We start from the raw sequence: 26,400 nt of genomic DNA on the forward strand, positions 1-26,400 counted from the left end.
CACCGTGGGGGTTCAAGTCCCTTCGGCCGCACCAACATTTTTGCGGACGTAGCTCAATTGGTAGAGCGTCGCCTTGCCAAGGCGAAGGTCGAGGGTTCGAGACCCTTCGTCCGCTCCATAAGTATGTGCCCTTAGCTCAGCTGGATAGAGCGTTTGACTACGAATCAAAAGGTCGGGAGTTCGAATCTCTCAGGGCACGCCATTTTTACAAAATAGTCGGGAAGTAGCTCAGCTTGGTAGAGTACTTGGCTTGGGACCAAGGGGTCGCAGGTTCGAATCCTGTCTTCCCGACCATGATTTATAAACAATATAGTATGCGGTCGTGGCGGAATTGGCAGACGCACCATCTTGAGGGGGTGGCGGGGCGACCCGTGTGAGTTCGAGTCTCACCGACCGCACCAATATTATATTTTATAAAATGGGCCTATAGCTCAGTTGGTTAGAGCGCACGCCTGATAAGCGTGAGGTCGGCTGTTCGAGTCAGCCTAGGCCCACCAGATATATAATAGTAACAACCATTTGATGAAAATGGGGCTGTAGCTCAGTTGGGAGAGCGCCTGCCTTGCAAGCAGGAGGTCATCGGTTCGATCCCGTTCAGCTCCACCAATTTTCAAAAAAAATGTTCCTCAGTAGCTCAATGGTGGAGCAACCGGCTGTTAACCGGTAGGCTGGCGGTTCGAGTCCGTCCTGAGGAGCCATTTAAGATGGACAGGTGTCCGAGTGGCCGAAGGAGCACGATTGGAAATCGTGTAGGCGGTGTCGAACCGTCTCGTGGGTTCAAATCCCACCCTGTCCGCCATCTTAACTTTTTAGGAATGGCCCGTTGGTGAAGCGGTTTAACACAGCAGCCTTTCACGCTGTCATTCAGGGGTTCGAATCCCCTACGGGTCACCATGATGGAGGCTTAGCTCAGCTGGGAGAGCATCTGCCTTACAAGCAGAGGGTCGGCGGTTCGATCCCGTCAGCCTCCACCATACATACTAGATCTCGATGCCCTTGGTTCTGCGAATGTTGCAGAAGCAGGGGCTTACTTTTTTGGCTGATAGAGCTCTGACCTAAAGTGACCTGGGGTGATCTGCTGTACCCGCCCGAACGCCCGAAGAGAGAGGCGGGGGAGGCAACCGGTCGTGTCATCTTTTACTTGCTTGATTGGTAAAATATTTGGCTTGATCGTTATTGAATTCATATGCTAGACTAGTATTTGTGAACGAGGGATAACGGCGTTAAGATTATGTAGATGAGTATAAGAAGATAACTTCCAATAACTTGTACTTGATTGATTGACTTAGATTATGCTAAACTAGAGTTCGTTCTCGTAAACGAAACGACAATGGGCCTATAGCTCAGTTGGTTAGAGCGCACGCCTGATAAGCGTGAGGTCGGCTGTTCGAGTCAGCCTAGGCCCACCATCTCATACAAGTATGGCTCGGTAGCTCAGTCGGTAGAGCAGAGGACTGAAAATCCTCGTGTCGGCGGTTCGATTCCGTCCCGAGCCACCTTATTTACACACAAAATGATATGCCGGTGTAGCTCAATTGGTAGAGCACCTGACTTGTAATCAGGGGGTTGTGGGTTCAAGTCCTATCGCCGGCACCATGTTGGGGTATAGCCAAGCGGTAAGGCAACGGACTTTGACTCCGTCATTCCTAGGTTCAAATCCTAGTACCCCAGCCATTTATGAGAGCCATTAGCTCAGTTGGTAGAGCATCTGACTTTTAATCAGAGGGTCGAAGGTTCGAGTCCTTCATGGCTCACCATTTTATTCGAGAAGAATAAGATTTACAGATCGCGGAGAGTTACCCAAGAGGCCGAAGGGGACGGTTTGCTAAACCGTTAGTATGCGCAAGTGTAGCGAGGGTTCGAATCCCTCACTCTCCGCCATTATGTTTTTGCGGTCGTGGCGGAATTGGCAGACGCACCATCTTGAGGGGGTGGCGGGGCGACCCGTGTGAGTTCGAGTCTCACCGACCGCACCAATTTTACTTGTAAAATGGGCCTATAGCTCAGTTGGTTAGAGCGCACGCCTGATAAGCGTGAGGTCGGCTGTTCGAGTCAGCCTAGGCCCACCATCTCATACAAATATGGCTCGGTAGCTCAGTCGGTAGAGCAGAGGACTGAAAATCCTCGTGTCGGCGGTTCGATTCCGTCCCGAGCCACCTTTTAATTGATCAACCACATGCGGGTGTGGCGGAATTGGCAGACGCACCAGATTTAGGTTCTGGCGGGCGACCGTGGGGGTTCAAGTCCCTCCACCCGCACCAATATTATCATAAAAGATCGCGGAGAGTTACCCAAGAGGCCGAAGGGGACGGTTTGCTAAACCGTTAGTATGCGCAAGTGTAGCGAGGGTTCGAATCCCTCACTCTCCGCCATTTGTTTTTGCGGTCGTGGCGGAATTGGCAGACGCACCATCTTGAGGGGGTGGCGGGGCGACCCGTGTGAGTTCGAGTCTCACCGACCGCACCATACATATGACACAGACGACAAGCTACTTCTTGGTTCAGAGGAACGAGATAGTAGCTTTTTTTGTGCCCTCAATCAATTAAAGTTTCTTGTATCCACAAAGTCGTCACAAAATCGAAACCGTTGTTATCATAGAAACCATCAGAAACAACGACATCATTCGACGAAGGAGGTTGCAGAATTGATGAGTAAATGGAGACATCCATATGTTGCCTTGATTGTACTTCCACTATTTGTCATGACACTCTTATTTACTGTTTATATGTATAGCCTGTTTCATACGCATGAGATTGTTAAGCCAATTCAATGGCTTTTTGACGGAAGTATGCTGCATGTAAAGCTGGACGGAACTGCAGCTGATTTTTTTGCCGTAATTACTAACATTGCCAAAGTGTTTATCTGGTTATTTGCGATTTTCTGGGGCAGTGGGATTATTTTTTATGGATTCCGTCCGATGAAAGAGACACAGAGAGTGGGTCACACCGCTTAATTCATATTTTCTCAAGCCTTCAGAAGTCGACAAACGGTGACAAGTCTGTCTTTTACCTGTTACAATGAATCTATTGCAGGAAAAAGGAGACCCTGAAAGATGACCACCAATCCTTACATTACATTTAACCGGGATGAATGGGCCGAATTGCGCTCCGTTACTCCTTTGACACTAACAGAAGCAGATCTGATCAAGCTTCAGGGTATCAATGAGCGGGTTTCGGTCGATGAGGTTCTGGAGATTTATCTCCCACTGTCACGGTTGCTTCACCTTTACGCCGACGCTAACCAGAATTTGCATAAAGCCACCCAGACCTTCCTGGGGAACCGCTCTGAAAAGGTCCCGTTCATTATCGGGATCGCCGGCAGTGTCGCGGTGGGGAAGAGCACCACAGCACGCATTCTACAGGCGCTGTTGGCACGCTGGCCTCATCAGCCCAAAGTGGATCTCGTCACCACAGACGGCTTTCTTTATCCCAACAAGATTCTCGAAGAGCGTAATATCATGAAGCGTAAAGGCTTTCCAGAGAGCTACGATACACGTAGTCTGATTCAGTTCCTCGCCAGTGTCAAATCCGGGCAGTCCGAAGTCTCTGCTCCTGTCTATTCGCATCTTGTCTACGACATCGTGCCTGATCAGGTGCAGCAGGTGAGTAAGCCGGATATTGTCATCGTAGAAGGACTTAATGTATTGCAGATCGCTTCTTATGGGAATCCACGCTTGATTCCACAGGTATTCGTATCTGATTTCTTTGATTTCACGATCTATGTGGATGCAGATGAGCAGGACATCTCCACATGGTACGTGGAGCGTTTTAAGCTGTTACGTGATACCGCTTTCAAAAAGCCGAACTCATACTTTCATCGTTATTCGACATTAAGCGATCACGAAGCAGTGGAAACGGCCAAGAAGATTTGGAACGAAATCAATAGTATCAACCTTGTGGAAAATATCGCGCCGACCCGTAGCCGTGCTGATCTGATCCTGGAAAAAGGGCCGGACCACTTCGTCAAAGGGGTAAAGCTTCGTAAGCTTTAGGAGGTGCCAAGACTTGGGAGGCGTCAAGACCTGGGCGTCTCTTCAAAGCCTTGACTCGAATCAATGCTCTTGTCCGGGGGAACGTCATGGATGTGGATAGGATTCATCTGCTTCGCCTACCCTAACAACGTAAGTGAACAGGATAGGAGGACACCCAGATGGATCAAGAGAAACGATCTGAACACGTACAGCACATCCACATCCCCACGACTGGCGAGACCGTGGAGGCACAGACATTTACCGGCAAAGAGCTGTTATTCAATGACCCGAACATGACGGACGCTGAGTACGAAAAGCTGTGGGAGGACGACCGTCTGTAACGGTAAGCAGATTAATCCGATAGGAACATGAAGTACCCGTCTTTGGTTCCCGCGAAGACGGGTTTTTCTGTATGCGGAAAAAATGATTGGGGGGGAGGGAAAAGAGAGCTGTAGGCTGTAACCGAAACGAGGGATATGGGGCGTAACGAACAGAGGGGAGGATTCGTCCAACCAGAGAGTACGTATGATAGCTAGTACGTACTTGATAGAAGATACGTACATAGAAGATTCGATGCAGGTAGGGATTTTTAAGCCGTAACGGATATTGCTGCAGCAGCCAGAAAGGAGGAAGCCTGATGTCTAAGAAGCGCGTATATATGTATCTCTTCCTTGTTTTGATCCTGACCGTAATCTTCGCGGTAACATGGACGTATTATGTGAAATACAACACCATCGTAGAACCACCGATGCGTGAAAATCCGTACCCGCCAGACAAAGCAAAAGAGGCCGGAGATGTGGTCAATGTTCACGGCCGATTTACGAATCTGGAGAAGTTCACGGCTTTTCTCGAACATGTGGACAAGCACAAGCCAGATCAGATCAAGATCACCTCGTACACGATTGAAGGGGACCCTGTTTTTGATGAATTGGACTACGATGGTCAGACGATCAAGCACCGCTATGACAACTCGATGGATCACTACGCAGGAACCGGCAATGCAAAAGAAAACACCGCCACCTGCCAAGGGATTGTAGCCCGTGAGGCGGAGCAAGGCAAGGAATATTTCCTTACAGGGTGTGATGGGGAGCGGGAGGAACGGTTCTTTTTCTTTATTCCTAACGAAACGAGACGGTAAACAAACAGACAGCCAAACACATTGTTGGCTGTCTGTTTGTTAATACGTACCATGGGAGCCGTGTGGGTTATTGTCTGGCTCTGATACCTGTGCCTGTTCAGAGGAGGACATGCGGGAAGCGGTACGGGTCTCGTGCAGGTTGGAAGCGCCTGCTTGATGGGTGCCGAGGTCACGCAGCTCTTCATTCGTGCTCATGGAGGATTGCTGGCTGACTTGGGAGTCATTCATAGACTGGGATTGTGGAGCCTGGTCTTCATGACGGTATGACATGCGGTTCACCTCCCTTGGAATGGAAATTGGATGTACTCCTAGAATGTACACTAGGTCCTAGGGTTATGCGGTTATGTGGAGCTCCTTTTAAAAGAGAACCAAAATAGGTAAACTAAAAACTAGATAAAGATCACAGGTTGTGAAACGTTTGAGAGGTATGCCACGTCACATAGGTAATATGATCAACAAAAAGGAGTGCTTCATCTATGAAAAAGAACTGGCTCTTGTATCCTGCACTTACTGCGATTCTGTTGTTTACCGGTACACCAATCAATGACGGATTGGGTGTCCAAACGGCCCATGCCGCACAGGAACAAATTGTACATCAAATCAATGTTAATGGAACAGGGAGTGTCTCCATTACCCCTGATGTAGTCTATGTCCAGTTTGGTGTACAGACGACTGAAAAGACAGCAACAGAGGCTCACCAGAAGAATGCAGCTGAATTTGCCAAAGTAAAAGCGGCATTGAACAAAGCAGGGATCGCCGATAAGGACATTCAAACCGTCCAATTCAGCACCTATCCGCAATACAGCTACAGTGACAAAGACGGTCAAAAAATCACCGGCTATACCGTGCAAAATATCGTACGCGTCACCTATCGAGATATCCCGAAAGTGGGTCAGTTCTTAGACACACTCTCCCAGGCTGGGGTAAACCGTGTCGATTCCCTTGATTTTGGCACCGAGAAAGCAGCTGCGTATCAGTCGCAAGCCCTCGAACGTGCGTTGGCAGATGCACGCATCAAAGCAGATGCTTTGGCCAAAGCAGCAGGCGTGAAGATCAAAGGCATCATTTCCATGACGGAGAGCGGCGCTGTTCAGCCAGCGGTTCCGATGTTGCTGAGAGCGAAGTCTGAGGCAGCGGCTGACGCTCCAACCCAGATTTCACCGGGTGAGTTGAAAATCCAAGCTAATATTAGCGTCAGCTACGAATTCTAAGAAAACCCAAACCCTGTAGCCCGCACAATCATAAAAAAACCGTCATTGCCAGATGCGCAAGACGGTTTTTTTATGGACTAGAGAGCCTGAACACGATAAAAGGAGAACTGGATCTTGGAAGCAAGTTCCTTGGATTTGTCGACAGCGATGTTTTTGGCTTTGGTGGCTGCTTCAAACATGCTGTTGGCTGTAACCGTTTCCAACCATTTTTTTGTCGCGGTTTCAAACAAGAAGACATAGGTTCGCATCATATTCCCTTCCTTTTTGAGCTAATCATTCTTCTGCTATTGTTGTACGATGCAAGGGGGCAAAAGGTTTCAAGTAAATGGGTGAGAAAAACGAAAAACATTTTTTCTCTCTCTATCATAGACATATGCTTATTATACAATGAAAACGGTTACAATAGTGTGACAATTTGTTACGGAATTTTGACGCTTTAAGAGGGGAAAGCCCCGCTCTGTTGAAGCGGGGCTGGTTGGATACGTGAACTTGTATGAAATAAGGGGGTTAGCGGGTCCTCGATCCTATGGTTGCCACCAAGGGGATTTGTTCACGACCCAGCCACTGCCGGATGTAGTGAAGATGATGGTGCCCTGCAGGTCGGTACGGTAGATTTTGATACCGCGTGCTTGGAGCTTGCTGATGGTTTCAGCGTGTGGGTGGCCATATGTGTTGCCCGCACCACAGGAGATGACGGCTACAGATGGGTTGATTTTGTTGAGGTAAGCATCAGAAGAAGAAGTGCGGCTGCCGTGATGACCGGCTTTATAGATGTTGGCAGAGAGAGTACGACCGGAGTTGACCATATCGGTCTCGGCTTCCAATTCAGCATCGCCGGAGAAGAGGAAGCTGGTGGAGCCGTAAGCGAGGCGGATGACTGCAGAGGCGTTGTTGTTTGTGGAGTATGTATCTTTTACAGGACCGACCATGACAGCAGTAAGCGCTTTCGAATCAGCGGTTGTGTTGAGGATGGTGACACCAGCTGCTGCTTTTGTAGCGGTAAGGCCTTTTGCCTTGATCGCGTTGATCAGGTCCGTGTAGGTTTGCGTAGTGGAGGTGCGGCTTGGAAGGTATACTTTTCCGACAGTAAAATTGTTGATCACTGTATCGAGACCGCCGATATGGTCTTCGTCAGGGTGAGTACCTACTACATAGTCAAGACGGGTGATGCCTTTTGACTTGATGTAGTTGACAACCGTGGTACCGTCTGCGTTATTACCGCCGTCGATGACCATGTTCTGCCCGTTCGGCAGCTGGATCAGGAAGGAATCTGCTTGACCTACGTCAATAAAATGAACTTGCAGGTTGGCTGCTGCTTGTGCAGGCAGGTTGAAATAGCCGAGCACAAGGCTTGCCATCAGTAAGAACGAGAGCATGATGCGATTACCAAGGTGTTTACCACTAGTGAATCTTGATGCCAGTTTCAAAACTCATTCCTCCTAAAATGATCAAAATATTTTTACAACACCTATATTATACATAAAATGTTAAGGAAGTATATGAAAATTGTAAGCATTTTAACTCTTTATTCTTTTTAGATATGGTTTCAAATTCGTAGGAAACCTGATATTGTGGAAGGAGGGGGGATTTACCATGGGAAATCAGATAAAACCGCTGTTTATCATTGATCATTTTGAAGAGGACTGGGCGGTTATCGAGTACGGGGAGCAGATTTTTAATGTACCAAGGGCAGCTATTCCCGCAGAGGCTCAAGAGGGGGATGTCCTTGATTTTGGAATCTTGGTCAACCAAGCAGCAACTGAGCAGCGCAAGCGTGAAGTAGAGGCGCTGGTCAAGGATTTGTTCGTTGAAGAAAAAGAATGAATCAATTCTGTCATTCCAAATGTTTTGAATGACATTTATACAGGGTAAATAATTGGAAGAGGTGATTTCCAGTGATGCATATTGATACATTCCGCTCCGAATTGGAAAAGTGGCGCAATGAGCTACTGCATGAAAAAGAAGAACTGCAAAAGAAGAAAGAAGAGATGGAAGCCGAACTGCAAAGCTTGACCGTTCGCAATGCGATCTTGAGCAAGCTGAACAAACCAACCGAAACAGGTTATGAGGAAGAAATCAATCCAACCCTAATCGCTCAAAAGGTGCAAGAATTGCAAACGTTTACGGACCATATGCAACAAAAAACCAACGATATCAACCGGATTATTATCGTGATTAATCTGCAAATGAACAATAACAACGCACAGGTCCATGTCAGCAGCAGTGTATCTGTTCAAAAATAGGATGAAACACAGTACGTCGACAGGCGTGCTGTTTTTTTATGGAGAAGAACAAGAGCCACAGATAAAGAGACAGAGAGTAACTTAAACGTTTAAGGCCAATTCAGCAACAGGTGAGGCTCAAGATCAGGTTCACTACCCGGGACCAGCGGGCAGCCGCCGAATTCGCTCCGAAGTTCGTGCTTCATGACGAGGATGGCTTTATCTACGAGACAGGCTTGTTCGGGGGCATGTTCCCAGGGACCAAGGATAAAGAGGAGTTGCTGAACTACATTCAAGAAACGTCCAACTAAAACAATATTAATGAAGAGATAAGAGAAGCAGGGATATCCAGCATATTCCTGCTTTTTCTCGTGAAATTTACTAATGGAATAATGGTTTTCAACCGATTCAAACGGTATAATTAACTGTACATTATATATGGTTATTACTGTAGAAATGTTGGAAATAAAGAGAAAAACGTAGAACGCAGGCGGGGAGAGGTTATGTCGATGAAAAAGATTTTAATTGCGGATGATGAATTTGCCCTTCGTTTTTTGCTTACAGAGACATTGGCAGATGAGGGGTATGAAATCGTGGAGGCAGAGGATGGTCAGGAAGCAGTTTTGGCGCTGGGGGAGCATACGTTTGACCTGATTATTCTCGACTATATGATGCCAGAGAAAACCGGTGTGGAGGTATGCCAGTGGCTGCGAGCTTCCGGTAATGCCAATGTAGATGTCCCGGTGATTTTGCTGACGGCCAAGACCCAGGAGAAAGACCGCGAAAAGGCGATGGAAGTCGGGGTTACCACTTATATGATCAAGCCGTTCAGTCCGTTGCAGCTGTTGGATGTCGTGGCTGACCTATTACAAGGGTAGGGGACAGGAGGTAACGATGGTAGCAATGGTCAAGAAGAGGAAAAGTCTGGCTTACCGCATCCTGATGCTGATTGGGATTGGGATGTTCGTTTTCGTCGTGCTCATGATAAGCGCCTACTTTGGGATTAACCATTTTCGCAAGCAGATCGTCGCCAAGATCGATGATTATGTGATCATCCAGCAACGGGCTGACAAACTGCATGATCAGTATAATGCGGTGGCTTTGGCTTTTCGCGGGCATTTGGCATTTGGCAAGCAGGAATTTTTGGATGAAGCGAATCGAAATCGGGCAACATTTGGCCAGATGTTAGGTGCGGTGAAGCAAGATGCCGCTCAGTCTGTTCAGTTCCGTGATGAGAAGGTGCGCCTGCTCGATCATGTCGAAACGAACTGGCGAGATTATGAATCTCTTCTGGAAAAAAGCACGATGTTAAAACAGCAGGGAGATATGGCGTCAATCTATGTAATCGCGTCCGAGCGGGGAACACCTGCACTGCGGGCGATCAATTCTGACCTGCAACAGATCAATGAGCTTTATCAGCTGGAGTTGGATCAGATGTTGAAGCAAAAAGAGTCGTATGATTCGATGGAGCTGGCGATTCCGGTTGTGATGCTGGTGGGGTCTTTCTTGTCTGGCTTGCTGATGGTACGGTTTTTGCGCCGCGATGTGGTCGATCCGATCATGGCGATGGAGCGTAATGTACAGCAGATTCGGTACGGTCACTATGTATTTATGAAGGAAAGCGACCGTGAAGATGAGATCGGCATGCTGGAGCAGGGCTTCAACCACATGGTACGAGAGCTGGAGATGCGACATCAAGAGCTGGAAGACAGCAATGTGGAGCTGATCAGTCAGCGCGATACACTGGAATCTCAGAATGAAGAGATTATGGCCCAGCAGATTGAGCTGGAGGATACCTTGGGGAAGCTGACCAACCGTGAAAAAGAGTTGGAGCTGATCACGGAGTATCAGGAAAAGCTGACAGGGTATGTAGAGCTGTTGCCGTTCTTTGAGGGGACTTTTACTTCGTTGTTGCAGGCACTGGATCAAGATGCGGCGATGGTGCTTCTGCATAAACCGACTCCAACCAATGAATCCCGCTATGAAGTGGTCTATTCCGTCGGGTATCCGGCTTCTCTGTTCCCACGGATTGAAGTCGAGCTGTACGGCAAGGCGGCACGGATCTTTACCGAAAAGAAAACGATGACCCACAAGCGTACGGTGTCTGAGATGGAGCGCGGCGTGCATCTGGGCTACGAATATGCGATTGATCAGTATTTTCCGCTGTTGGATGATCAGCAGCAGGTGTATGGATTCATCTTGATGACCAACTATCAGTGCGGTGAGGTGGAAGAGGCCCGTCAACAATTGAGCAAGGGGCTGGTCAAGCAGTTTTCGCTTGCGTTGTTTGCTCAGTTGATGAATGAGGAGCGCCGCAACCAATCAGCCGCGCTTGCCCATCTCAATGATGAATTGACCCGTGAGCAGCAGAACCTGGAGGAGCAGCGTGATCTGATCCGAAGCATTTTGGAGTCGACGCATGAAGGAATCGTGATGTGTGACCTAGAGGGGCGCGTGGTGTTTGCCAATCAGCGCATGGAGGAAGTCGTCTCTGGTAATCTGGTCGGCTCTCTGTTGACGAACGCATTGGCAGGGCTTCCTGTGAGCAGCAAGAACAAGGGAGTCTCGATGACGGACATCATTTCCCAGTTTATCGCAGGGGAACACACGGAATTGCAGGAGCGCTTTACCTTGAAGCTGGTGGATGACAAGCTGACTCATTTTGAATTGTATGCCAATCAGGTGTCAGATGAGGCAGGCAGCGAAACACGTGGATTCCTGTTCGTATTCCGTGACCGTACCGATGAAGAGAAGGTGGATGAGCTCAAGAACGAGTTCGTCAGTATCGTCTCGCACGAGCTGCGTACTCCGCTGGCTACGGTACTCGGCTTCATGGAAATCCTGCTGCATCGCCAGTTGACGGTGGAAAAGCAAAGGAAGTATATGGAGATTATTTATAAGGAAGCGAACCGATTGTCGAATCTCATCAATGACTTCCTCGATCTGCAACGGATGGAGTCCGGAAAACAAGTCTATCATTTTACCCCGCTGGAGATGACTGGAATCTTAAGCGATGTGATGGAGCAGTGGAGGGGCAAGGAGGCACATGAGATCAAGCTGGTCGGGCCGACTGATCCGGTCTATGTGCATGGTGATCACGACCGGGTCACACAGGTGCTGCACAATCTCATCAGCAATGCGGTCAAATATTCGCCGGGTGCTGAGCAGGTTGATCTGTCTGTCCGGGTGAAGTCTAGCCGGTTGTTGATTGATGTGACCGATTATGGCTTGGGGATTCCAGAAGAGAGTCAGGAGAATATCTTTACCAAGTTCTACCGTGTCGATAATTCAGACCGTCGTCAGATCGGCGGGACGGGATTGGGACTTGCGATTGTCAAAGAAATTGTGGAGGCACACGGGGGATCGATCAGGTTTGTCTCACAGGTAGGACGGGGTACTACTTTTACAGTGGATCTTCCTGTCTATGACGTGCCAGATGTGGCAGGGAAGATTGTGATCTTAGAGGATGATGACAACCTGACCCATATGATCGAGGAGGCTTTGCAACGCTGGAGCCTGCCGACAGTGCAGCTGCACTCAGCCGAAGAGGCGATTCTCTCGTTGCGGAATCATCAGAGTGGCTCTCCGTTGCTCTGTATCGTTGACATTCAGCTGAAGGGGCCGAAATTGGGCTGGGAGTTCATCTCCGAACTGAACCAGAACCAGTATTATGCCAGTACACCGGTGATTGTAACGAGTGTGATCGAGCCGCCTAGTCATTATCAGGAAAAAGCATCAGAGAAGTTCGTCCGCAAACCATTCAGTGTAGAGCGATTGCTTGCCGTGGTACAGCAATTGATGAAGCAACAGGCGGAGAGCCCTGACTTTGTCTTCCCGGTGCAAGATGAGCTGGCGATTACGGAGTCGTTGCGTGAACAGGGACTGGAAGTGACCGACATCAAAGTGAACGAAGATTTTATCGAAGTGGATGTGAAGAAACGTGACAACTTCGAATGACAGAGAACATAATCAGTCCAAAAGTGCCCATATTGTAAAAGAAGGAAGAAAGCGGTATATCCGTGAGCTTGCCAATCAATTGGGGATGCTGGAGCAGTTCCTGGATCAATATCAGCATGGTCAGGATGTAGCGGTAGCACAGCAGATCTATCGGATCATTCACTCGATGAAAGGCAGTGCGCCTATCTTCGGCTTTGCACGGATCGGGAAGCTGGCAGAGACCATGGTGCAGCCATGGGAGTGGACACAGGAGGGCAAGCCGGGACCTCTCCACATGGAGGTGGATGAGCTGGTCATGATGACAGCAGAGGCCCGGCTGCACATCCAGATGGAATACGACATCATCCATGACGAACTGCATGAGGATGAGACTGGAGAAGACCCGGAGCAACGAATTCAGGACAGAAAGCAATTCCGCCTGCTTTTGGTGGATGATGATGATACCCTGCGTTTTTTTCTGGCACAACGTTTACAGGCAGAAGGATATCAGGTCGACGAAGCATCCAACGTGACGGCAGCGAAAAAGCTGTTGCGGGAGAATGTCTATGACCTGATCACCCTTGATCTGATGATGCACCCAGAGTCTGGGTATGTACTGTTTGATTTTTTGAAGGAGGATCCTACGTTCAAGTGGATCCCGCTGATCGTCCTCTCCGGTCGTGAGGATGTCAAGGACAAGGTGCGGTGCTATCGCCTTGGGGCGGATCAGTATATGACCAAGCCGTTTCATTATGAGGAGCTGGAGGCGGGGATTTATCGTCTGTTGACGCGAAGCCGCCATTTTGAACAGCTGGCGTTCCGGGATGCGCTGACAGGGGTGTTTAACCGTCGTTATTTTGACCATCAGCTGCAACTGGAATTGGAAAAGATGGAACGGAGTCCAGCGGTCATCTCCCTTGCATTTCTTGATATTGACCGGTTCAAGCGGATCAATGATGAGTACGGGCACAGCATCGGTGACTTGGTGCTGCAAGGCTTGGGGCATCGACTGCAGCAGGAATTGCGCAACCATGACCTGTTGGCGCGGTATGGCGGTGAGGAGTTCGTCGTGGCTTTTCCCAATACTTCGGGGGAGATGGCCCTTCGTATCATGGAGCGCGTGCTGCAAAAAATCAGGCAAGAGCCGATCGTGCAGGCAGAGGGTGAGAGCTTCTACATCACGTTCTCAGCAGGTGTGGCCGAGTGGACGGCTGGAATCTCCATGGCAGAGTGGCTTCAACAGGCTGACGATGCGATGTATCGAGCCAAGCAAGAGGGACGCAATCAGGTGAAGCTGGCGGAATATGTCCAGCAGAGTGAGTCTGGAAAGCTTGTGAAGCATCCGACCAAAAGCGTACTGATCGCCGATGACGACCAAATCATCCGCTCGATCTTAAAATCTAAGCTAAGCCACCTGCCCGTCCAGATCATCGAGGTGACGGACGGCGAAGCGGCCTTGCATGTACTGCGGGAGACTTCTGTGGATCTGTGCATCCTCGACGGTGTCATGCCCAAGCTGGATGGATTCAGCCTGCTCAAGCAGATGAAAACCGAACCGCAGCTCTCCAAAATTAAAGTGATGATGCTCTCAGGACGCAAGCAGGAATCCGATGTTGTCCGTGGATTGATGCTGGGGGCTGAGGAGTACATGTCCAAGCCTTTTTCACTGGTCGAGTTGGAAATCCGCGTGAAACGTCTGTTGGGGCTGGAGTGACGATTTTATGACCTTATTTGCCCAATATGTGCTTTTGTATCTGTTGGTATTACTGGCGATGTTTCTCGTGCTCTTTTCTCTGGTGGTCATCAAAAAATGGCAGAACCAGTGGCGGGAGCGCAGTTGGCGGGATCGAAAAGAATATTTTCTCTCCCGTCTGCAACAACATGTGATCTCACCGGGCCGGTACTCGCCTCGGATGAAAGGGGCATTGCGGGGGGGCTTTCGCCAATGGGCCCTGCAGCAAATGATTCTGCACGAGCATCGGCTACGGGGACAGACTTCTGTCCAGCTGGATGAGCTGCTGGTGGAATGGGGCTTTGATCAGGAGGTCTCTCTGTATCTCAAGCACCGTCGTTGGTGGAATCGGCTGGAAGGGCTGCATGTCGTCGGGACGTTTCAGATGGAGGCGTACCGGGAACAGGTCGCCCGGCTGCTGTATGATCCACATCCATTGGTCAGGCAAAAGGCATTCTGGGCGTATTCCTCGATGTCGACCGAAGCTGACTTGGCTACCCTGACAGAAGTGCTTGCCAAGGAATCTGTGGAATGGTACCAATTAGAGCGGATCGTCCGCGCGTTGGAGCTGGTCAAGATCACGGACGACGAGCAGGCGCTTACTGTGATTCAGACGTTGTATCAGGGAATCACCAAACCGCTTGTCCGCCGGGCGTTGCTTGAGTTTATGGCGCTCAAGGGGATGTATGGAGCGATTACGTTTATGGTGGAGCAGCTGGAGGACACGGAGGCAGAGGTGCGGATCGGTGCCGTCAAGGGCTTGACCCAGTTGTATGCTTATCCGATGCTTCCGCGACTGATCCAACTGATCGAATCCCCTACGGAAACAGCCGGAGTCAAAATCATGGCGATGAAATCAATTGCCACGTTAGGAGATAAGAAGTTACAGCCGGTCTATGAGGATTATCTCAGCCATCCGATCTGGTGGGTGCGCTATTACAGTGCGGTAGGTATCGTGCGGATCCCGTATGAAGGCGAAGGGGAGCTCAGACGACTTGCTTCTGAGCATCCGGATGCGTACGGGAGAGAGATGGCACGCTACTTTCTTCAACTGCTGCAGGAGGGGGGCTTATGGAAATCGATCGAGCGTTCCTTGGCCATCTAGTCATCGTGTTCAACCTCTTGATATTTTTGTATGTATTGTTCATTCAGACTACGTATTTGAGCTTTATCGTTCTATCTTTTCGCGGATTGTTGCAGGAGGCTTGGACGAATCGGAGCAGGGAAGTGGTCTCTCTGGAGCACGCAGAAGTCCTGCCACCCATCTCTCTGATCGTGCCCGCCTACAACGAATCGGTAACGATCGCCGAAAGCGTCAAAGCCTTCATGCATCTCGCTTATCCGCAATATGAGATCATCGTCGTCAATGACGGCTCCAAGGACGATACCTTAGAAGTCTTGAAGGAAGCGTATCAACTGGTCAAAATCAATCAAGTATTTGCTAAAAAACTGGAAACCAAGCAGATCAGAAATATCTATCATTCACTCTCCCATCCTGAGCTGATCGTCATCGACAAAGAAAACGGCGGCAAAGCAGATGCCATCAATGCAGGAATCAACGTCTCCCGCTATCCGCTGTTCTGTGTCGTCGATGCGGATTCCCTCTTGGAGGAGCAAGCCTTGATCGAAGCGGCCTATCCGTTCATCGAAAACCCGGACGAAGTCGTCGCTGTCGGTGGAACGGTACGCATCGCCAACGGCTGTACGATTGACAAAGGGCGTGTCACCGAGGTGCGTCTGTCCAAAAAGCATTGGCCGCGCATCCAGGTACTGGAGTATCTACGAGCTTTCCTCGTCGGGCGGACAGCGATGAGCACGGTCAATGGATTGTTGATTATCGCGGGTGCCTTCGGAGTATTTAAAAAGAGTGCGGTCGTGGAAGTAGGTGGCTATCTGACCAACACTGTAGGCGAGGACGCCGAGCTGACCGTTCGTCTGCACCGCTACCGCTATGAAAACAAGAAGAACTGGCGAATCCACTTCGCGCCGCGGCCTGTCTGCTGGACACAGGCTCCCGAGGACCGTCAGACACTGCGCGGACAGCGCAACCGCTGGCATCGGGGCTTGGCAGAGACCTTGTGGCGTCACCGTAAGATGTTCATGAATCCACGCTACGGCGTAGTCGGAATGTTCAGTATGCCGTATTTTGTATTCGTCGAATGGCTGGGCCCAGTGATCGAGGTGATCGGTTTTATCTCGATTCCGCTGGCTTACCTGTTCGGACTGTTGAATGTCTGGTTCGCGACTGCTTTCTTCGCCGCTTCCCTCATCTATGGGCTGATCCTCTCGCTGGGCGCTTTGCTCTTGGAGGAGCAGAACTTCCGACGCTACTCACGGTTCAGTGAGATTCTGATGCTGTTCATCTATTCGATCGTCGAAAACTTTTATTTCCGTCCGCTCAACAGCTGGTGGAAAACCGTCGCCACGTTCCAAGTGAGAAAGAAAAAGCACGCATGGGGCGAGATGAAGCGTCAAACCTTCCAAGACCCGCCGAGCAACCCACCATCGATAGGCGCCTAGACTTCGGTAGATTTTAAGGGAGAATGGAGGTACCCTGTGAACAAAACATGGCACATAGGAGGACTTGCGCTGCTGCTTGCTGTCACCAGCGGCTGCAGCCAGGTTGCCGACCAGTTGCCTTTTACCGGGCCAAAAGCAGAGATTCCAATCCAAGAAACAGACGGCATCAAGCAGGTAGCCGCTGTGAAGGGAGAGCATCTTGCCGTCTATGACGGGAAAGAGTGGAAGCCTTACTTCTGGTCAGGAGTCAATTTAGGAGCAACCACCCCGGGACACTTTCCCGGGGAATTATCACCGACCAAAGAAGATTACCTGCGATGGTTCGCACAGATGAAAGAGATGCACACCGATGTGGTGCGTGTCTATACGATCCTGCCCCCGCATTTTTATGAAGCATTAGATGAGTTCAACCGGACACAAGAAGAACCGCTCCGTCTGCTTCAGGGGATCTGGTCACCGGAGGAAGAGCTGATCGGTGAGAACGGCGAAGGGAATGATGCCTATACGCCAGAGATCACCGACAAGTTCAAGGCAGAGATCAAGGATATCGTAGATGTGGTACATGGACAAGCCAACCTGCCTGCACGTCCTGGTCATGCCAGTGGAGAGTATACAACAGATGTCTCTAAGTATATGCTCGGCTGGATTGTCGGTACGGAGTGGTATCAGCGGGCTGTCCAAGTAACCAATGAGCGGCATCCGGGGGCTAAGCCGTATCACGGCCAATACTTCCAAGCCGCATCAGACGCTTCCCCATTCGAAAGCTGGCTGGCCGAGATGCTCGACACCCTGGGTCAAGCGGAGATGAAGTATAAGTGGCAGCACCCTGTGGCCTTCACCAACTGGGTGACCACAGATCCGCTCACCCATCCGAACGAACCATTGGCAGAAGAGGATCTGGTTCCAGTTGATCCAATGCATGTCACAGCGACAGACAAGTGGCAGGCTGGATATTTTGCTTCGTATCATATCTATCCGTACTATCCAGACTTCCTGCGCTTTGAACCGAAATATCAGACCTATAAAGACAGCGAAGGCAACATCAATCCGTATGCCGGCTACCTGCACGACATGAGAGAGCATCACAAGGGCATCCCGCTGATGGTCAGCGAGTTTGGCGTCCCAAGCTCCCGCGGTATGGCGCATAAAGGACCGCTCGACCGCAACCAAGGGATGCACACGGAGCAGGAGCAGGGACGGATCAATGCCGATCTGTACAAAAGCATCTACAACGAAGGCTACGACGGTGCCATTCTGTTCGCCTGGACCGATGAGTGGTTCAAGATCACATGGAACACCGTGGAGCTGGAGCTACCCGCCGACCGCCGACCCATGTGGCGCAACCGTCTGACCAACGAGGAACACTTTGGACTGATCGCCATGGAGCCGGGTGAATCAGCAGACAAGATGATCCTCCTCGACGGGAAGACAGAAGACTGGGACGGGCAGGAGCACACCAAGACCCAATCCTATGCTGATTTTGACCTGACCGTGACCCATGATGAGGCACACGTCTATCTCCTCCTGCAGAAAAAGCAAGGCAGCTGGGACTGGAGCCGTGACAAGCTCGATATCGGCTTCGATGTCCTGAAAGGTGGAAGCACTACTGCGGACATTGCACCAGGTGTCACCTTCAGCAAGCCAGCGGAGTTCCTGCTGCATATGGAAGGCCCAGAGGCGTCACGCCTGCTGGTCAACAGCGCCTATGACCCGTTCAGCTGGCTGTACGGCGAAGTGCGTAAAGAACTGCCACATGACCCGCGCTACCGCCAAGCAGAGGCAGGGCTGTTCCTCCCGTGGAATCTGGCATTGAGCAGAGCCTTGTATCTGCCTTCCATGAAGCAACAGATCCCATTTGAGACGCTTGAGGTGGGAGTGATGAAGCCGGGGATTACAGATCCTGCGGACAAAGAGTTCAACAGCTTGGCTGACTGGTATGCCAAAGACGGTGTACTGGAGATCCGCATACCGTGGATGATGCTGGGCTATACCGATCCGGGCACCCAGCAGGTGTGGAACTATCCATACGAGGTCAACGGATATGAGCCTGTGGCAAGTCCGGGGATTAACGTAGAGCCTGTCCTGCGTGACAAGATGGCGGGAGCAGGCGTCCTAGAATCCACTGGCCATGCCGCCAAATCAGCAACAGAGGAAGCCGCCGCACTTTTGTACTCGTGGGAAAAGTGGGATCTGCCAGTCTACCATGAGCGGAAAAAAGCAGGCTTTGACATGATCAGCGAAGCCTTTGGGGAACATAACGAGGTTAAAAAATAAAAGGAAATAAAAAAACTGGGTCACATATTTAACGTGAGCCCAGTTTTTTCCGTATATAGCGGTAGATTTATGTAGACATCGGATAATCTGTTATATGACTACTTGTTTATCTGTTAACTTCTCTTCTGTAACAGATTGACATTTCTCGGCGTAGGCCATCGCTTTTTTGACCAGACCGTATTGGAAGAACCCGGCGATCAATAGAGCGGCCCCTACGATTGAGAACCAGACACCGCCCCCGAGCACACCGAACATCAACGCACCCAGACTCGGCCCGAACGTCCCTGTCAGCTGCCAGTTGGAGCCAAAGATCGAGAAGTACCGCCCGCGATACTCCTCTGGAGCGATCACGGAGACTGCTTTTTGAATCTGTGGCCCATACAGCATCTCACCCAGTGTAAAGAAGATCTCTGCCACGATCAACAGGGCAAAGGTCGGTGCCCAGCCATAGCCGACCCCGACACAGGCGAGCAGCAGATAAGCCGCCAGGATGACGCGTTGTGCAGGAAACTTCTCCGCGTACTTGGCAATCAGCATCTGCGTGCAGACCACGAAGATGCCATTCACCGTCATCAGCATGGCAAACACGTTGAGATAATCCACATACTGAGTCTTCAGATGCTGGGGCAGGACGATCTCCACCTGAGAGTACAGAAACGATACAGGAAGGGCCAACAGTGTCATCGCCAACAACAGCTTGTGCTCGCGCAGTACCATTTTCGGTTGTTTTGAAAACGCTTGATTTTCCCCGTCGTCCCCGTCTGTCTGTTGTAGCACAGCGGAAGAGGTACGGTCTTTCTTCGGCAGGGTCTCAGGAACCTTCCAGATGATCAGCAGACAATACAGCCCCATCATCAGGGAACAGGTGAAGAAGGCGATGGCCGGATTCATCTGATACACCTTGACACCGATCAGCGGGCCCATAGCTGCTCCTACATTCACAGCCGTATGTAACAGAGCAAATACCTCACCACGCTGCTCCTCGGGCACGACATCGCTTACCTGCGCGCTTGCAGCTGGCCAGAACAGGGATGCCCCGACCCCGTTGATAATCGTCAAGACGGCGAAGTGAAGCAGGCTGTCAGCAAAAGCAAAGCCAATCATCGTCACCGCCTCAATCGCAAGCGAAGCGACCATCAGGGGCTTGCGGCCAAACCGGTCAGCCAAGGAACCGCCATACAGCCCGGCCACCATCGAAGTGGCTGGTTGCAACCCGACCACCATGGCAGCGACCAGCAGATTATTGTCCAATTTGTCGTAGAGATAGATAGCCAAAAAAGGGCGAAGCATAAAATTTGCAAAGGTGACCATGATCGTTCCCACGACCCGAATCCAAATGATCGAATCATAACGGCCGATCATCTGGCGTACTTTTTTCAACAAAACACGTACCCCCCATGCCTCTTCGATAGAGACTTTTTTGCATCAGTATACAAGAAAAGGCTTTCATTAGGAAAGAGCATTGCAAATATTATAAACTTTCTAAGTAATAAAGTTTCCTTTTGACTAACCAGTCAGTTTTTTGGTATATTAGTTTTAATGTATATTGTTATTTTGTACAGCTAGATTGAAAGGAAGATGGTAACTGTGGATTCGTCCCCGTTCTATCCAGATTACCGCGACAGTCTCGCCCACAATCTCCATCGCATCGGACAATTGATCCGAGAAGAGACCAATAAAGTCTTAAAAAAATACGATTTGACCCCAGAACAATGGCAAGTGCTCGTTGTCCTGGCCCATCATAATGGTCTGACCCCGACCGAGCTTGGTGAAAAAACATTGCGTGACAAGACCACCGTGTCCCGTATTTTGCCTGCGTTATTCCGTAAAGGCTACCTCATCAAAGAAGCTCATCACAGTGATGCCCGCAGCTATATCGTCCGTTTAGATGAAGAGTACATGGATTTCGTTGAAAATACCCGGCTTGAGATTAAGCATAATTTTGATTGCAAAGTGTTTGCTTCCCTTTGTGAGACCGATCGTGAGCGGTTGAGGGATCTGATCGTCAGATTGAGAGGGGAGCTGGGGGATCTTTGATTTCCCAACCCATTGCTTTAGTTGCATACGCAAATAAATTCGCAGATTTGAGACAATTCATCTATGAAGGTCTTTTCAAGTCGATTCAAAAGAGATAAAATAGTCCTCATAAGGAAAAAAATGTAACAATAGAGGAGAAGGGTGTACGTACAAATGAAAATGAGGGTGAAGGGATTTAACCACATCACCATCCGCGTGAGCGACTTAGAGCGCTCTCTTTCTTTTTACGAGGGTGTACTCCAGATGGAACTGGTGCATCGCGGGCGGACGGATGCGTATCTTGACTGGGGTGGTGCCTGGGTCTGTCTGATCGAGAAGCAGGATCTGGTGCAGATGGACGAGCATATCCTGGGCGTGGATCATGTGGCGTTTTCGGTGGAGGATGACGATTTTGACGAGGCGGTTGCGATACTTATGAAGCATGAAGTTCCTGTCGTTCGTGGGCCGATTGAACGAGGCTTGGGAAAAACGATTAATTTTCTCGATCCGGATGGGACCCAATTGGAGCTTTACACGAGCAATCTGCAACGGCGCATGACCGTTTGGAAATAAAATGAGTCAAATTTCACAAAATCGTGAATAGAATAAAGCAGGATGAGTAGGTGTAAGCAACTAAACCGATATGAGGCTTACGTGTGATACGGGCTAAAAAGAGCAGGGCGTGGATAGAAGGGCCGGGGGGAACTTTTATGAGATATTGCTGGATTGGACTGGGAACAGGGATTTTGCTGGCCGCAATCTGGTGGCAGGTATGCGGATTGGGCACAGAGAGTCAGATCGGTCATATATTGGTGGTGCTGCTTACTTCGCTGCAGGCACTCGGGGGATATTGGCTGGGATCTCATCTGGAGCGGATGAAGAAGATGGCGTATCATGATTCGCTGACAGGTGTGCTGGTCAACCGTCGTTTTTTTGAGCTGATGCAGCAGGAGGTAGAGCGGGCACGGCGCAATGATTATACGGTTACACTGATGGTGATCGATTTGGATTATTTTAAGCAGTACAACGACTGTTATGGACATGTGGCCGGTGATCGGGTATTGGTCAAATTCGCTCAGCTGCTCAGAGACAATGTACGTGGTCAGGATCTGGTCGGGCGCTGGGGCGGTGAAGAGTTCGTCGTCCTGTTGCCGCATACAGATACAGAGCAGGGACTCGCGGTAGGGAACCGCATACAGCATAATGTCCGTCGGCTGATGCCGGAGATTACCGTATCGATTGGTTTGGCAACGTTTCCAAGCCATGCCACCTGTGCAGATGACTTGTGCCAACGTGCGGATGCCTTGATGTATGAAGCGAAGAAAAAGCGGGACTGTATGCAGAGTCCCATCATAGAGACGTCTTGACACGTTCATAACCGTTGTCAGGAAGGCACCCGTGGAGCGTTGATAAGAACCGTTTCACGGGTTTTTTGATAAAAAAGAGTGAATCTGGAAGGAAAAAATGGTATGATTTCGAATGTTACGTTGTAGTTGGCAAGCCTATTTTTTTACGGATTCATGCAAACGTTTGCGCGGAGGGGAAGAGGATGAACATTCACAAGCTTTCCTTGAAAACGAAGCTGATTGGTTCGTTTTTGCTGGTCAGCATTGTACCGATTCTGCTGTTGGGGGTCTTTTTGAATCACCAGCTGGAGCGTTATCTGCTGCAGGCGGAGACAGAATCGGCCAATCAGGTGCTGGTGCAGCTGGAGGGTAGGATTGGGATTTATTTGAGCCAGTTTACCAAGACGGCAGGGGCGATCGCCAATGTGCCGAATGTACAAAAGCTGATCGGGACGGCCAAGCTGTCACCGCAGGAGGCGGAAGCGCTCAATCTGCAAGCCGCCACCGAGATCAAGCAAATCTCTTCCTCGTCAAGTGATATCGCACTGGTCACCCTGTATGGGGCCAATGGGGCACGGATTGCAAGTGATTCGTTTCAGGAGGTTCCAGTGTGGGATGAGGTGATGCAGTCTGCGATTGGAGAAAAGCTCAAGAGTGGGCAGAACAGGCCGTTTTTCATCGGGCCTTATCAGCTGAAGCGTGCAGAGCCTGCGTACAGCTATATCTGGCCGATCGTGCGTCTGGATGGAAGCGGGATCGATGGAATGATTGTCATCGATATCAAGGTGGAGCAGCTGATCGCGATGCTCGGCGAAATCAAGCTGGGTCAGACGGGGCGGGTGCAGATTCTCAGCGGGGAGACCATCGCGCTGGATCAGAACACAGATCAGATTGCCAAGCCCTATGATAAAAAAGAGCTGATGCCGATGCTGTCTCAAGAACCGGTTGCCAAGGCTTTTATTAATCACAATATTCTAATAAGTTCTGTCGGACTGGAAGGAACGCCTTGGGTGATGGTCGGTGAAGTGCAGACAGATGAGCTGATTGCGGTGCTTGCCGAGATGCGGATGATCTTTTTGGCGGTGGCCATCGGGCTGGTTCTGTTGATCGTCTGGTTCAGTATCAGCATTACCCGTGGGATCACCAAGCCGATCAGCCACTTCACCTCACTAATGGAGTCGCTTGGGCAAGGGGACTTCACGAAAAAATCAGCAGGCAGACTCAGCGGGGAGATGGCGGTGCTTGCGGTCAGCTACAACCGTATGGTAGAGCAGATGCGTGATTTGGTCGGGGAGACACAGGTACTGGTCTCATCTGTCACCGAACAGACCGACCTGCTCGATTCTCACGCACAAGAAACCGCATACGCCTCAGAAGAAGTCGCCCGCTCGGTGCAGCAGATTGCGACCGGGGCAAGCAGACAGGCGATGGAGTGCGAGGTATGTGCCGATCAGGCCAACCTGCTGCAAGCCAAGGTAGATGATGTCTACACCAAGACAGAGGCGCTGGAGATGAGTGCCCGCCACGCAGCCGGGTTAACCTCGGAAGGACTTGGCAAGATGCATCTGCTCAAAACCAAGGCACAGGAGAACACCCAGATCGCCGAAGAATCGGATCAGATTTTGCGAAGATTGTCGAAAAAAGCAGAAGAAATTAATTCCATAAACGGTACGATTGCAAAGATTACGAAGCAGACCAACCTGCTCGCGCTCAATGCTTCCATCGAAGCAGCCCGTGCTGGTGAAGCAGGCAAAGGCTTCGGTGTCGTCGCCGGTGAAGTGCGTCAGCTGGCCGAGGAATCCAGCCGAGCGGCCATGGAGATCGACCAGATCATCCAGTCGATCCGCCATGAAGTGAAGGAGGCGGCCGAGCATACCCAGCTGACCAAAGGCGTCGTATCAGCCCAGAATCAACTGGTGCATGAGGCGGAGCAGATTTTTGAACAGATCACGAGGGACATGGCGCAGATCGTCGCTGACAACGGGCATGTCACCCAGGAAGTCGTTGTGATGAAGCAGAGTGCAGAGATGTTCCTTATGATGATTCAGAATATATCAGCCGTATCCCAGGAAGCGGCAGCGGGGGCAGAGGAAGTAAATGCCACAGCCGAGGAGCAGACAGCCGTTGTGGCGCAGGTTGCGACGGCGTTGGAAGCATTAAAGCATCAAGCGGAAATATTAAAAGAGGCTATTCGCGTGTTTAAAATACATTAGTAGGCAATAATGAGCCAGAGGGTCAATCCCTTTGGCTCTACTTTTACACAATCTTATTATTCGTTTACAAAAACTTAACACAAAATGCGCGCGAAACTCACAAACTTCAATTTACCTTTGCAAATTTGTCGATTATAATCGTATGGTGTCATATCTTCGAAGGAGTGAAATTGCAATTATGCTAAAATCCAACAAGCATACCTTTTTCGATCTTTTTGAACAACAGGCAGGTATTGTTCACAAAGGAGCGCATCTCTTTTTTGAGATGATCAGTAACTATCAGGATCTGGAAAATCAAGTTGCAAAGATCAAGGCTGTAGAAAAAGAGGGCGATGAGATCGTTCGCAAAATCATGAACGAGTTAAACTCAACCTTTATCACTCCGCTTGAGCGTGAAGACATCCACTTGCTCGCTCACACACTCGACTCTGTTATCGACTACATCGACGGCGTATCTGACCGTCTGTATCTGTACAACGTCAAACAACCGGATCAGCGAGTTTTGGCTCAATCCAACATCCTGATCAAATGTACCACCAAGCTGATCGAACTGATCGGTACCCTGCGTAAGCTCGACCACGCTGTCGTAACCGGCATCTGCCGTGAGATCAAAGAACTGGAACGTGAATCCGACCAGAACTACCGCAAAATGGTGTCTGAGCTGTTGAACAATCCTAATACCAATCCGCTTGAAGCAATTAAGCTCAAAGAAATCTATGACAAGCTTGAGGACTGTGCGGACTTCGCAGAAGACGTATCCAACCTCGTGGAAGGGATTGTATTGAAAAATGCTTAACCTCACGCCAGAACTAATCATTTTGATTTTGGTCGTGATCATGGCGTTAAGCTTTGACTTCATCAATGGCTTCCACGACACGGCCAACGCGATTGCAACATCAGTGTCTACACGCGCTTTAAGCCCACGTACGGCGATTATTATCGCATCCATGTTTAACCTCATTGGTGCTTTGACGTATACCGGTGTAGCAAAAACCATCGGCGGCGACATCGTTGACCCGTTTAAGCTGGAGAATGGTCTGGTGGTTGTGCTGGCGGCACTTACCTCCGCGATCCTGTGGAATCTGATCACCTGGTGGTTCGGGATTCCTTCGTCTTCCTCCCATGCTTTGATCGGCGGCGTGGCTGGCGCTGGTGTTGGTGCAGCCGGTATCCACGGGATCAACTGGGTAGGTTTTACTAAAATCATTCAAGCGCTGATCGTTTCCCCGATCATTGCGTTCGCTTTAGGTTTTATCGTAATTAAAATCGTTTCGATGATCGTGGCGAACATGCCATACCATAAAACGAACCGTAACTTCCGTATGCTCCAAGTTCTGTCCGCTTCTTGGCAATCCTTTTCACACGGGGCGAACGATGCTCAGAAAACGATGGGTATCATCACGCTGGCACTGATTACAGGTGGCTTCCTGCAGTCCGGTCCAGAGATGGAGATCCCATTGTGGGTGAAATTCTCTGCTGCGATTGCGATGGCACTTGGTACCTCTTTTGGTGGCTGGCGGATTATCAAGACCTTGGGCGGCAAGATCATGAAAATCAGACCGATCAGCGGTTTTTCTGCTGACATCACGTCTGCTTTGATCATTACGATCTTCACTATGTTCAAGCTGCCGGTAAGTACCACCCACGTAATCTCTTCTGCGATCATGGGTGTTGGTGCTTCCCAAAAGCTCTCTGCTGTTAAATGGGGCCTTGCTGGACGCATCCTCGTTACTTGGGTGATCACCCTTCCGGCTACAGGACTTCTCGCTGCAGCGTGCTATCACGTCTTTGACGTATTTTTGTAGAATAAACAGCACATACT

The 26,400-nt window shown here is 50.0% G+C and carries 23 protein-coding genes and 22 tRNA genes; 41 read left to right on the plus strand and 4 right to left on the minus strand.

Features of this window, described 5'->3' with window-relative positions; all coding sequences use genetic code 11:
- The first annotated feature begins 42 nt into the window (after positions 1–42).
- The 26 genes from FGI41_RS24005 to FGI41_RS24125 all read left to right on the plus strand — a co-directional run bounded on the left by FGI41_RS24005 (position 43) and on the right by FGI41_RS24125 (position 5,108).
- A tRNA-Gly gene (locus tag FGI41_RS24005) sits at positions 43–118 on the plus strand.
- A 7-nt stretch (positions 119–125) separates the two neighbouring features.
- Positions 126–202, plus strand: a tRNA-Arg gene (locus FGI41_RS24010).
- A 15-nt stretch (positions 203–217) separates the two neighbouring features.
- Positions 218–294: transfer RNA gene (locus tag FGI41_RS24015), tRNA-Pro, on the plus strand.
- Between the two features lie 22 nt (positions 295–316).
- Positions 317–401, plus strand: a tRNA-Leu gene (locus FGI41_RS24020).
- 19 nt (positions 402–420) lie between these two features.
- Positions 421–497, plus strand: a tRNA-Ile gene (locus tag FGI41_RS24025).
- 33 nt (positions 498–530) lie between these two features.
- A tRNA-Ala gene (locus FGI41_RS24030) sits at positions 531–606 on the plus strand.
- A gap of 17 nt (positions 607–623) precedes the next feature.
- A tRNA-Asn gene (locus tag FGI41_RS24035) sits at positions 624–698 on the plus strand.
- An 8-nt stretch (positions 699–706) separates the two neighbouring features.
- Positions 707–799 (plus strand) — tRNA-Ser (locus FGI41_RS24040).
- Positions 800–817: 18 nt separating this feature from the next.
- Positions 818–894, plus strand: a tRNA-Glu gene (locus tag FGI41_RS24045).
- A 4-nt stretch (positions 895–898) separates the two neighbouring features.
- Positions 899–974, plus strand: a tRNA-Val gene (locus tag FGI41_RS24050).
- A 358-nt stretch (positions 975–1,332) separates the two neighbouring features.
- Positions 1,333–1,409: transfer RNA gene (locus FGI41_RS24055), tRNA-Ile, on the plus strand.
- A gap of 14 nt (positions 1,410–1,423) precedes the next feature.
- Positions 1,424–1,496, plus strand: a tRNA-Phe gene (locus tag FGI41_RS24060).
- Between the two features lie 24 nt (positions 1,497–1,520).
- A tRNA-Thr gene (locus FGI41_RS24065) sits at positions 1,521–1,596 on the plus strand.
- A 3-nt stretch (positions 1,597–1,599) separates the two neighbouring features.
- A tRNA-Gln gene (locus FGI41_RS24070) sits at positions 1,600–1,674 on the plus strand.
- Positions 1,675–1,681: 7 nt separating this feature from the next.
- Positions 1,682–1,757 (plus strand) — tRNA-Lys (locus FGI41_RS24075).
- A gap of 33 nt (positions 1,758–1,790) precedes the next feature.
- A tRNA-Ser gene (locus FGI41_RS24080) sits at positions 1,791–1,881 on the plus strand.
- Positions 1,882–1,891: 10 nt separating this feature from the next.
- Positions 1,892–1,976, plus strand: a tRNA-Leu gene (locus FGI41_RS24085).
- Between the two features lie 16 nt (positions 1,977–1,992).
- A tRNA-Ile gene (locus tag FGI41_RS24090) sits at positions 1,993–2,069 on the plus strand.
- A 14-nt stretch (positions 2,070–2,083) separates the two neighbouring features.
- A tRNA-Phe gene (locus FGI41_RS24095) sits at positions 2,084–2,156 on the plus strand.
- A 22-nt stretch (positions 2,157–2,178) separates the two neighbouring features.
- Positions 2,179–2,261: transfer RNA gene (locus FGI41_RS24100), tRNA-Leu, on the plus strand.
- 20 nt (positions 2,262–2,281) lie between these two features.
- Positions 2,282–2,372 (plus strand) — tRNA-Ser (locus tag FGI41_RS24105).
- Between the two features lie 9 nt (positions 2,373–2,381).
- Positions 2,382–2,466 (plus strand) — tRNA-Leu (locus tag FGI41_RS24110).
- A 181-nt stretch (positions 2,467–2,647) separates the two neighbouring features.
- A complete protein-coding gene (locus FGI41_RS24115) occupies positions 2,648–2,953 on the plus strand; it encodes a hypothetical protein (RefSeq protein ID WP_139492839.1) in 306 nt (101 codons plus the stop codon).
- Positions 2,954–3,052: 99 nt separating this feature from the next.
- A complete protein-coding gene (coaA, locus tag FGI41_RS24120; RefSeq protein ID WP_139492840.1) occupies positions 3,053–3,991 on the plus strand; it encodes a type I pantothenate kinase in 939 nt (312 codons plus the stop codon).
- Positions 3,992–4,149: 158 nt separating this feature from the next.
- On the plus strand, positions 4,150–4,311 hold the full coding sequence (locus FGI41_RS25195; protein ID WP_176560420.1) for a hypothetical protein: 162 nt from the start codon (positions 4,150–4,152) through the stop codon (positions 4,309–4,311).
- A 296-nt stretch (positions 4,312–4,607) separates the two neighbouring features.
- The gene (locus FGI41_RS24125; RefSeq protein WP_139492841.1) at positions 4,608–5,108 is read left to right on the plus strand and encodes a DUF4362 domain-containing protein; all 501 of its coding nucleotides are present in this window, start codon (positions 4,608–4,610) and stop codon (positions 5,106–5,108) included.
- A gap of 39 nt (positions 5,109–5,147) precedes the next feature.
- Here the strand turns inward: FGI41_RS24125 and FGI41_RS24130 are convergent, their stop codons facing one another.
- Positions 5,148–5,378, minus strand: a complete 231-nt coding sequence (locus FGI41_RS24130; RefSeq protein ID WP_139492842.1) for a hypothetical protein — start codon at positions 5,376–5,378, stop codon at positions 5,148–5,150.
- A 206-nt stretch (positions 5,379–5,584) separates the two neighbouring features.
- Here FGI41_RS24130 and FGI41_RS24135 point away from each other — a divergent pair, with 206 nt between their 5' ends.
- Complete coding sequence (locus FGI41_RS24135; protein ID WP_139492843.1) at positions 5,585–6,319, plus strand: SIMPL domain-containing protein; 735 nt, start codon at positions 5,585–5,587, stop codon at positions 6,317–6,319.
- Between the two features lie 77 nt (positions 6,320–6,396).
- Here the strand turns inward: FGI41_RS24135 and FGI41_RS25200 are convergent, their stop codons facing one another.
- Together FGI41_RS25200 and FGI41_RS24140 are read right to left on the minus strand one after the other, a co-directional pair.
- Positions 6,397–6,570 (minus strand): hypothetical protein, encoded by a 174-nt coding sequence (locus tag FGI41_RS25200; protein ID WP_176560419.1) that lies wholly within the window; start codon positions 6,568–6,570, stop codon positions 6,397–6,399.
- Between the two features lie 273 nt (positions 6,571–6,843).
- Positions 6,844–7,746, minus strand: coding sequence for a ComEC/Rec2 family competence protein (locus tag FGI41_RS24140; protein WP_139492844.1), 903 nt, complete (start codon positions 7,744–7,746; stop codon positions 6,844–6,846).
- Between the two features lie 166 nt (positions 7,747–7,912).
- Here FGI41_RS24140 and FGI41_RS24145 point away from each other — a divergent pair, with 166 nt between their 5' ends.
- From FGI41_RS24145 to FGI41_RS24180, 8 genes are all read left to right on the plus strand, one after another.
- Positions 7,913–8,143 (plus strand): DUF3006 domain-containing protein, encoded by a 231-nt coding sequence (locus FGI41_RS24145; RefSeq protein WP_139492845.1) that lies wholly within the window; start codon positions 7,913–7,915, stop codon positions 8,141–8,143.
- Positions 8,144–8,217: 74 nt separating this feature from the next.
- Positions 8,218–8,562, plus strand: coding sequence for a hypothetical protein (locus FGI41_RS24150; protein ID WP_139492846.1), 345 nt, complete (start codon positions 8,218–8,220; stop codon positions 8,560–8,562).
- Positions 8,563–9,044: 482 nt separating this feature from the next.
- The gene (locus FGI41_RS24155) at positions 9,045–9,419 is read left to right on the plus strand and encodes a response regulator transcription factor (protein ID WP_139492847.1); all 375 of its coding nucleotides are present in this window, start codon (positions 9,045–9,047) and stop codon (positions 9,417–9,419) included.
- Positions 9,420–9,435: 16 nt separating this feature from the next.
- Positions 9,436–12,498 carry an ATP-binding protein gene (locus tag FGI41_RS24160; protein ID WP_176560421.1) on the plus strand — a complete coding sequence of 1,021 codons (3,063 nt, stop codon included), beginning with the start codon at positions 9,436–9,438 and terminating at the stop codon, positions 12,496–12,498.
- The gene (locus FGI41_RS24165) at positions 12,482–14,191 is read left to right on the plus strand and encodes a diguanylate cyclase (protein WP_255298620.1); all 1,710 of its coding nucleotides are present in this window, start codon (positions 12,482–12,484) and stop codon (positions 14,189–14,191) included. The genes FGI41_RS24160 and FGI41_RS24165 overlap by 17 nt, the downstream gene beginning before the upstream one ends.
- A 7-nt stretch (positions 14,192–14,198) precedes the next feature.
- On the plus strand, positions 14,199–15,314 hold the full coding sequence (locus tag FGI41_RS24170; protein WP_139492849.1) for a HEAT repeat domain-containing protein: 1,116 nt from the start codon (positions 14,199–14,201) through the stop codon (positions 15,312–15,314).
- Positions 15,281–16,729 (plus strand): glycosyltransferase family 2 protein, encoded by a 1,449-nt coding sequence (locus tag FGI41_RS24175; RefSeq protein ID WP_139492850.1) that lies wholly within the window; start codon positions 15,281–15,283, stop codon positions 16,727–16,729. The genes FGI41_RS24170 and FGI41_RS24175 overlap by 34 nt, the downstream gene beginning before the upstream one ends.
- 36 nt (positions 16,730–16,765) lie before the next feature.
- Positions 16,766–19,003 carry a hypothetical protein gene (locus tag FGI41_RS24180; protein ID WP_139492851.1) on the plus strand — a complete coding sequence of 746 codons (2,238 nt, stop codon included), beginning with the start codon at positions 16,766–16,768 and terminating at the stop codon, positions 19,001–19,003.
- Positions 19,004–19,093: 90 nt separating this feature from the next.
- Here the strand turns inward: FGI41_RS24180 and FGI41_RS24185 are convergent, their stop codons facing one another.
- Positions 19,094–20,383, minus strand: a complete 1,290-nt coding sequence (locus tag FGI41_RS24185) for an MDR family MFS transporter (RefSeq protein WP_139492852.1) — start codon at positions 20,381–20,383, stop codon at positions 19,094–19,096.
- Positions 20,384–20,590: 207 nt separating this feature from the next.
- On the opposite strand from FGI41_RS24185, the gene FGI41_RS24190 reads away from it, so the two are divergent.
- The 6 genes from FGI41_RS24190 (at position 20,591) to FGI41_RS24215 (ending at position 26,383) form a co-directional block, all read left to right on the plus strand.
- A complete protein-coding gene (locus FGI41_RS24190; protein ID WP_438358057.1) occupies positions 20,591–21,040 on the plus strand; it encodes a MarR family winged helix-turn-helix transcriptional regulator in 450 nt (149 codons plus the stop codon).
- A 159-nt stretch (positions 21,041–21,199) separates the two neighbouring features.
- A complete protein-coding gene (locus tag FGI41_RS24195) occupies positions 21,200–21,592 on the plus strand; it encodes a VOC family protein (RefSeq protein ID WP_139492907.1) in 393 nt (130 codons plus the stop codon).
- A gap of 137 nt (positions 21,593–21,729) precedes the next feature.
- Positions 21,730–22,386 (plus strand): GGDEF domain-containing protein, encoded by a 657-nt coding sequence (locus FGI41_RS24200; RefSeq protein ID WP_139492854.1) that lies wholly within the window; start codon positions 21,730–21,732, stop codon positions 22,384–22,386.
- A 182-nt stretch (positions 22,387–22,568) separates the two neighbouring features.
- The gene (locus FGI41_RS24205) at positions 22,569–24,578 is read left to right on the plus strand and encodes a methyl-accepting chemotaxis protein (protein ID WP_139492855.1); all 2,010 of its coding nucleotides are present in this window, start codon (positions 22,569–22,571) and stop codon (positions 24,576–24,578) included.
- 178 nt (positions 24,579–24,756) lie between these two features.
- Entirely contained in the window at positions 24,757–25,374 is a 618-nt protein-coding gene (locus tag FGI41_RS24210; protein WP_139492856.1) for a DUF47 domain-containing protein, read from the plus strand.
- Positions 25,367–26,383, plus strand: coding sequence for an inorganic phosphate transporter (locus FGI41_RS24215; RefSeq protein WP_139492857.1), 1,017 nt, complete (start codon positions 25,367–25,369; stop codon positions 26,381–26,383). The genes FGI41_RS24210 and FGI41_RS24215 overlap by 8 nt, the downstream gene beginning before the upstream one ends.
- Positions 26,384–26,400 lie beyond the last annotated feature (17 nt).

Origin of the sequence: Brevibacillus dissolubilis (assembly GCF_006170445.1) — a bacterium.
In the GTDB taxonomy this organism is placed as follows: domain Bacteria; phylum Bacillota; class Bacilli; order Brevibacillales; family Brevibacillaceae; genus Brevibacillus_B; species Brevibacillus_B dissolubilis.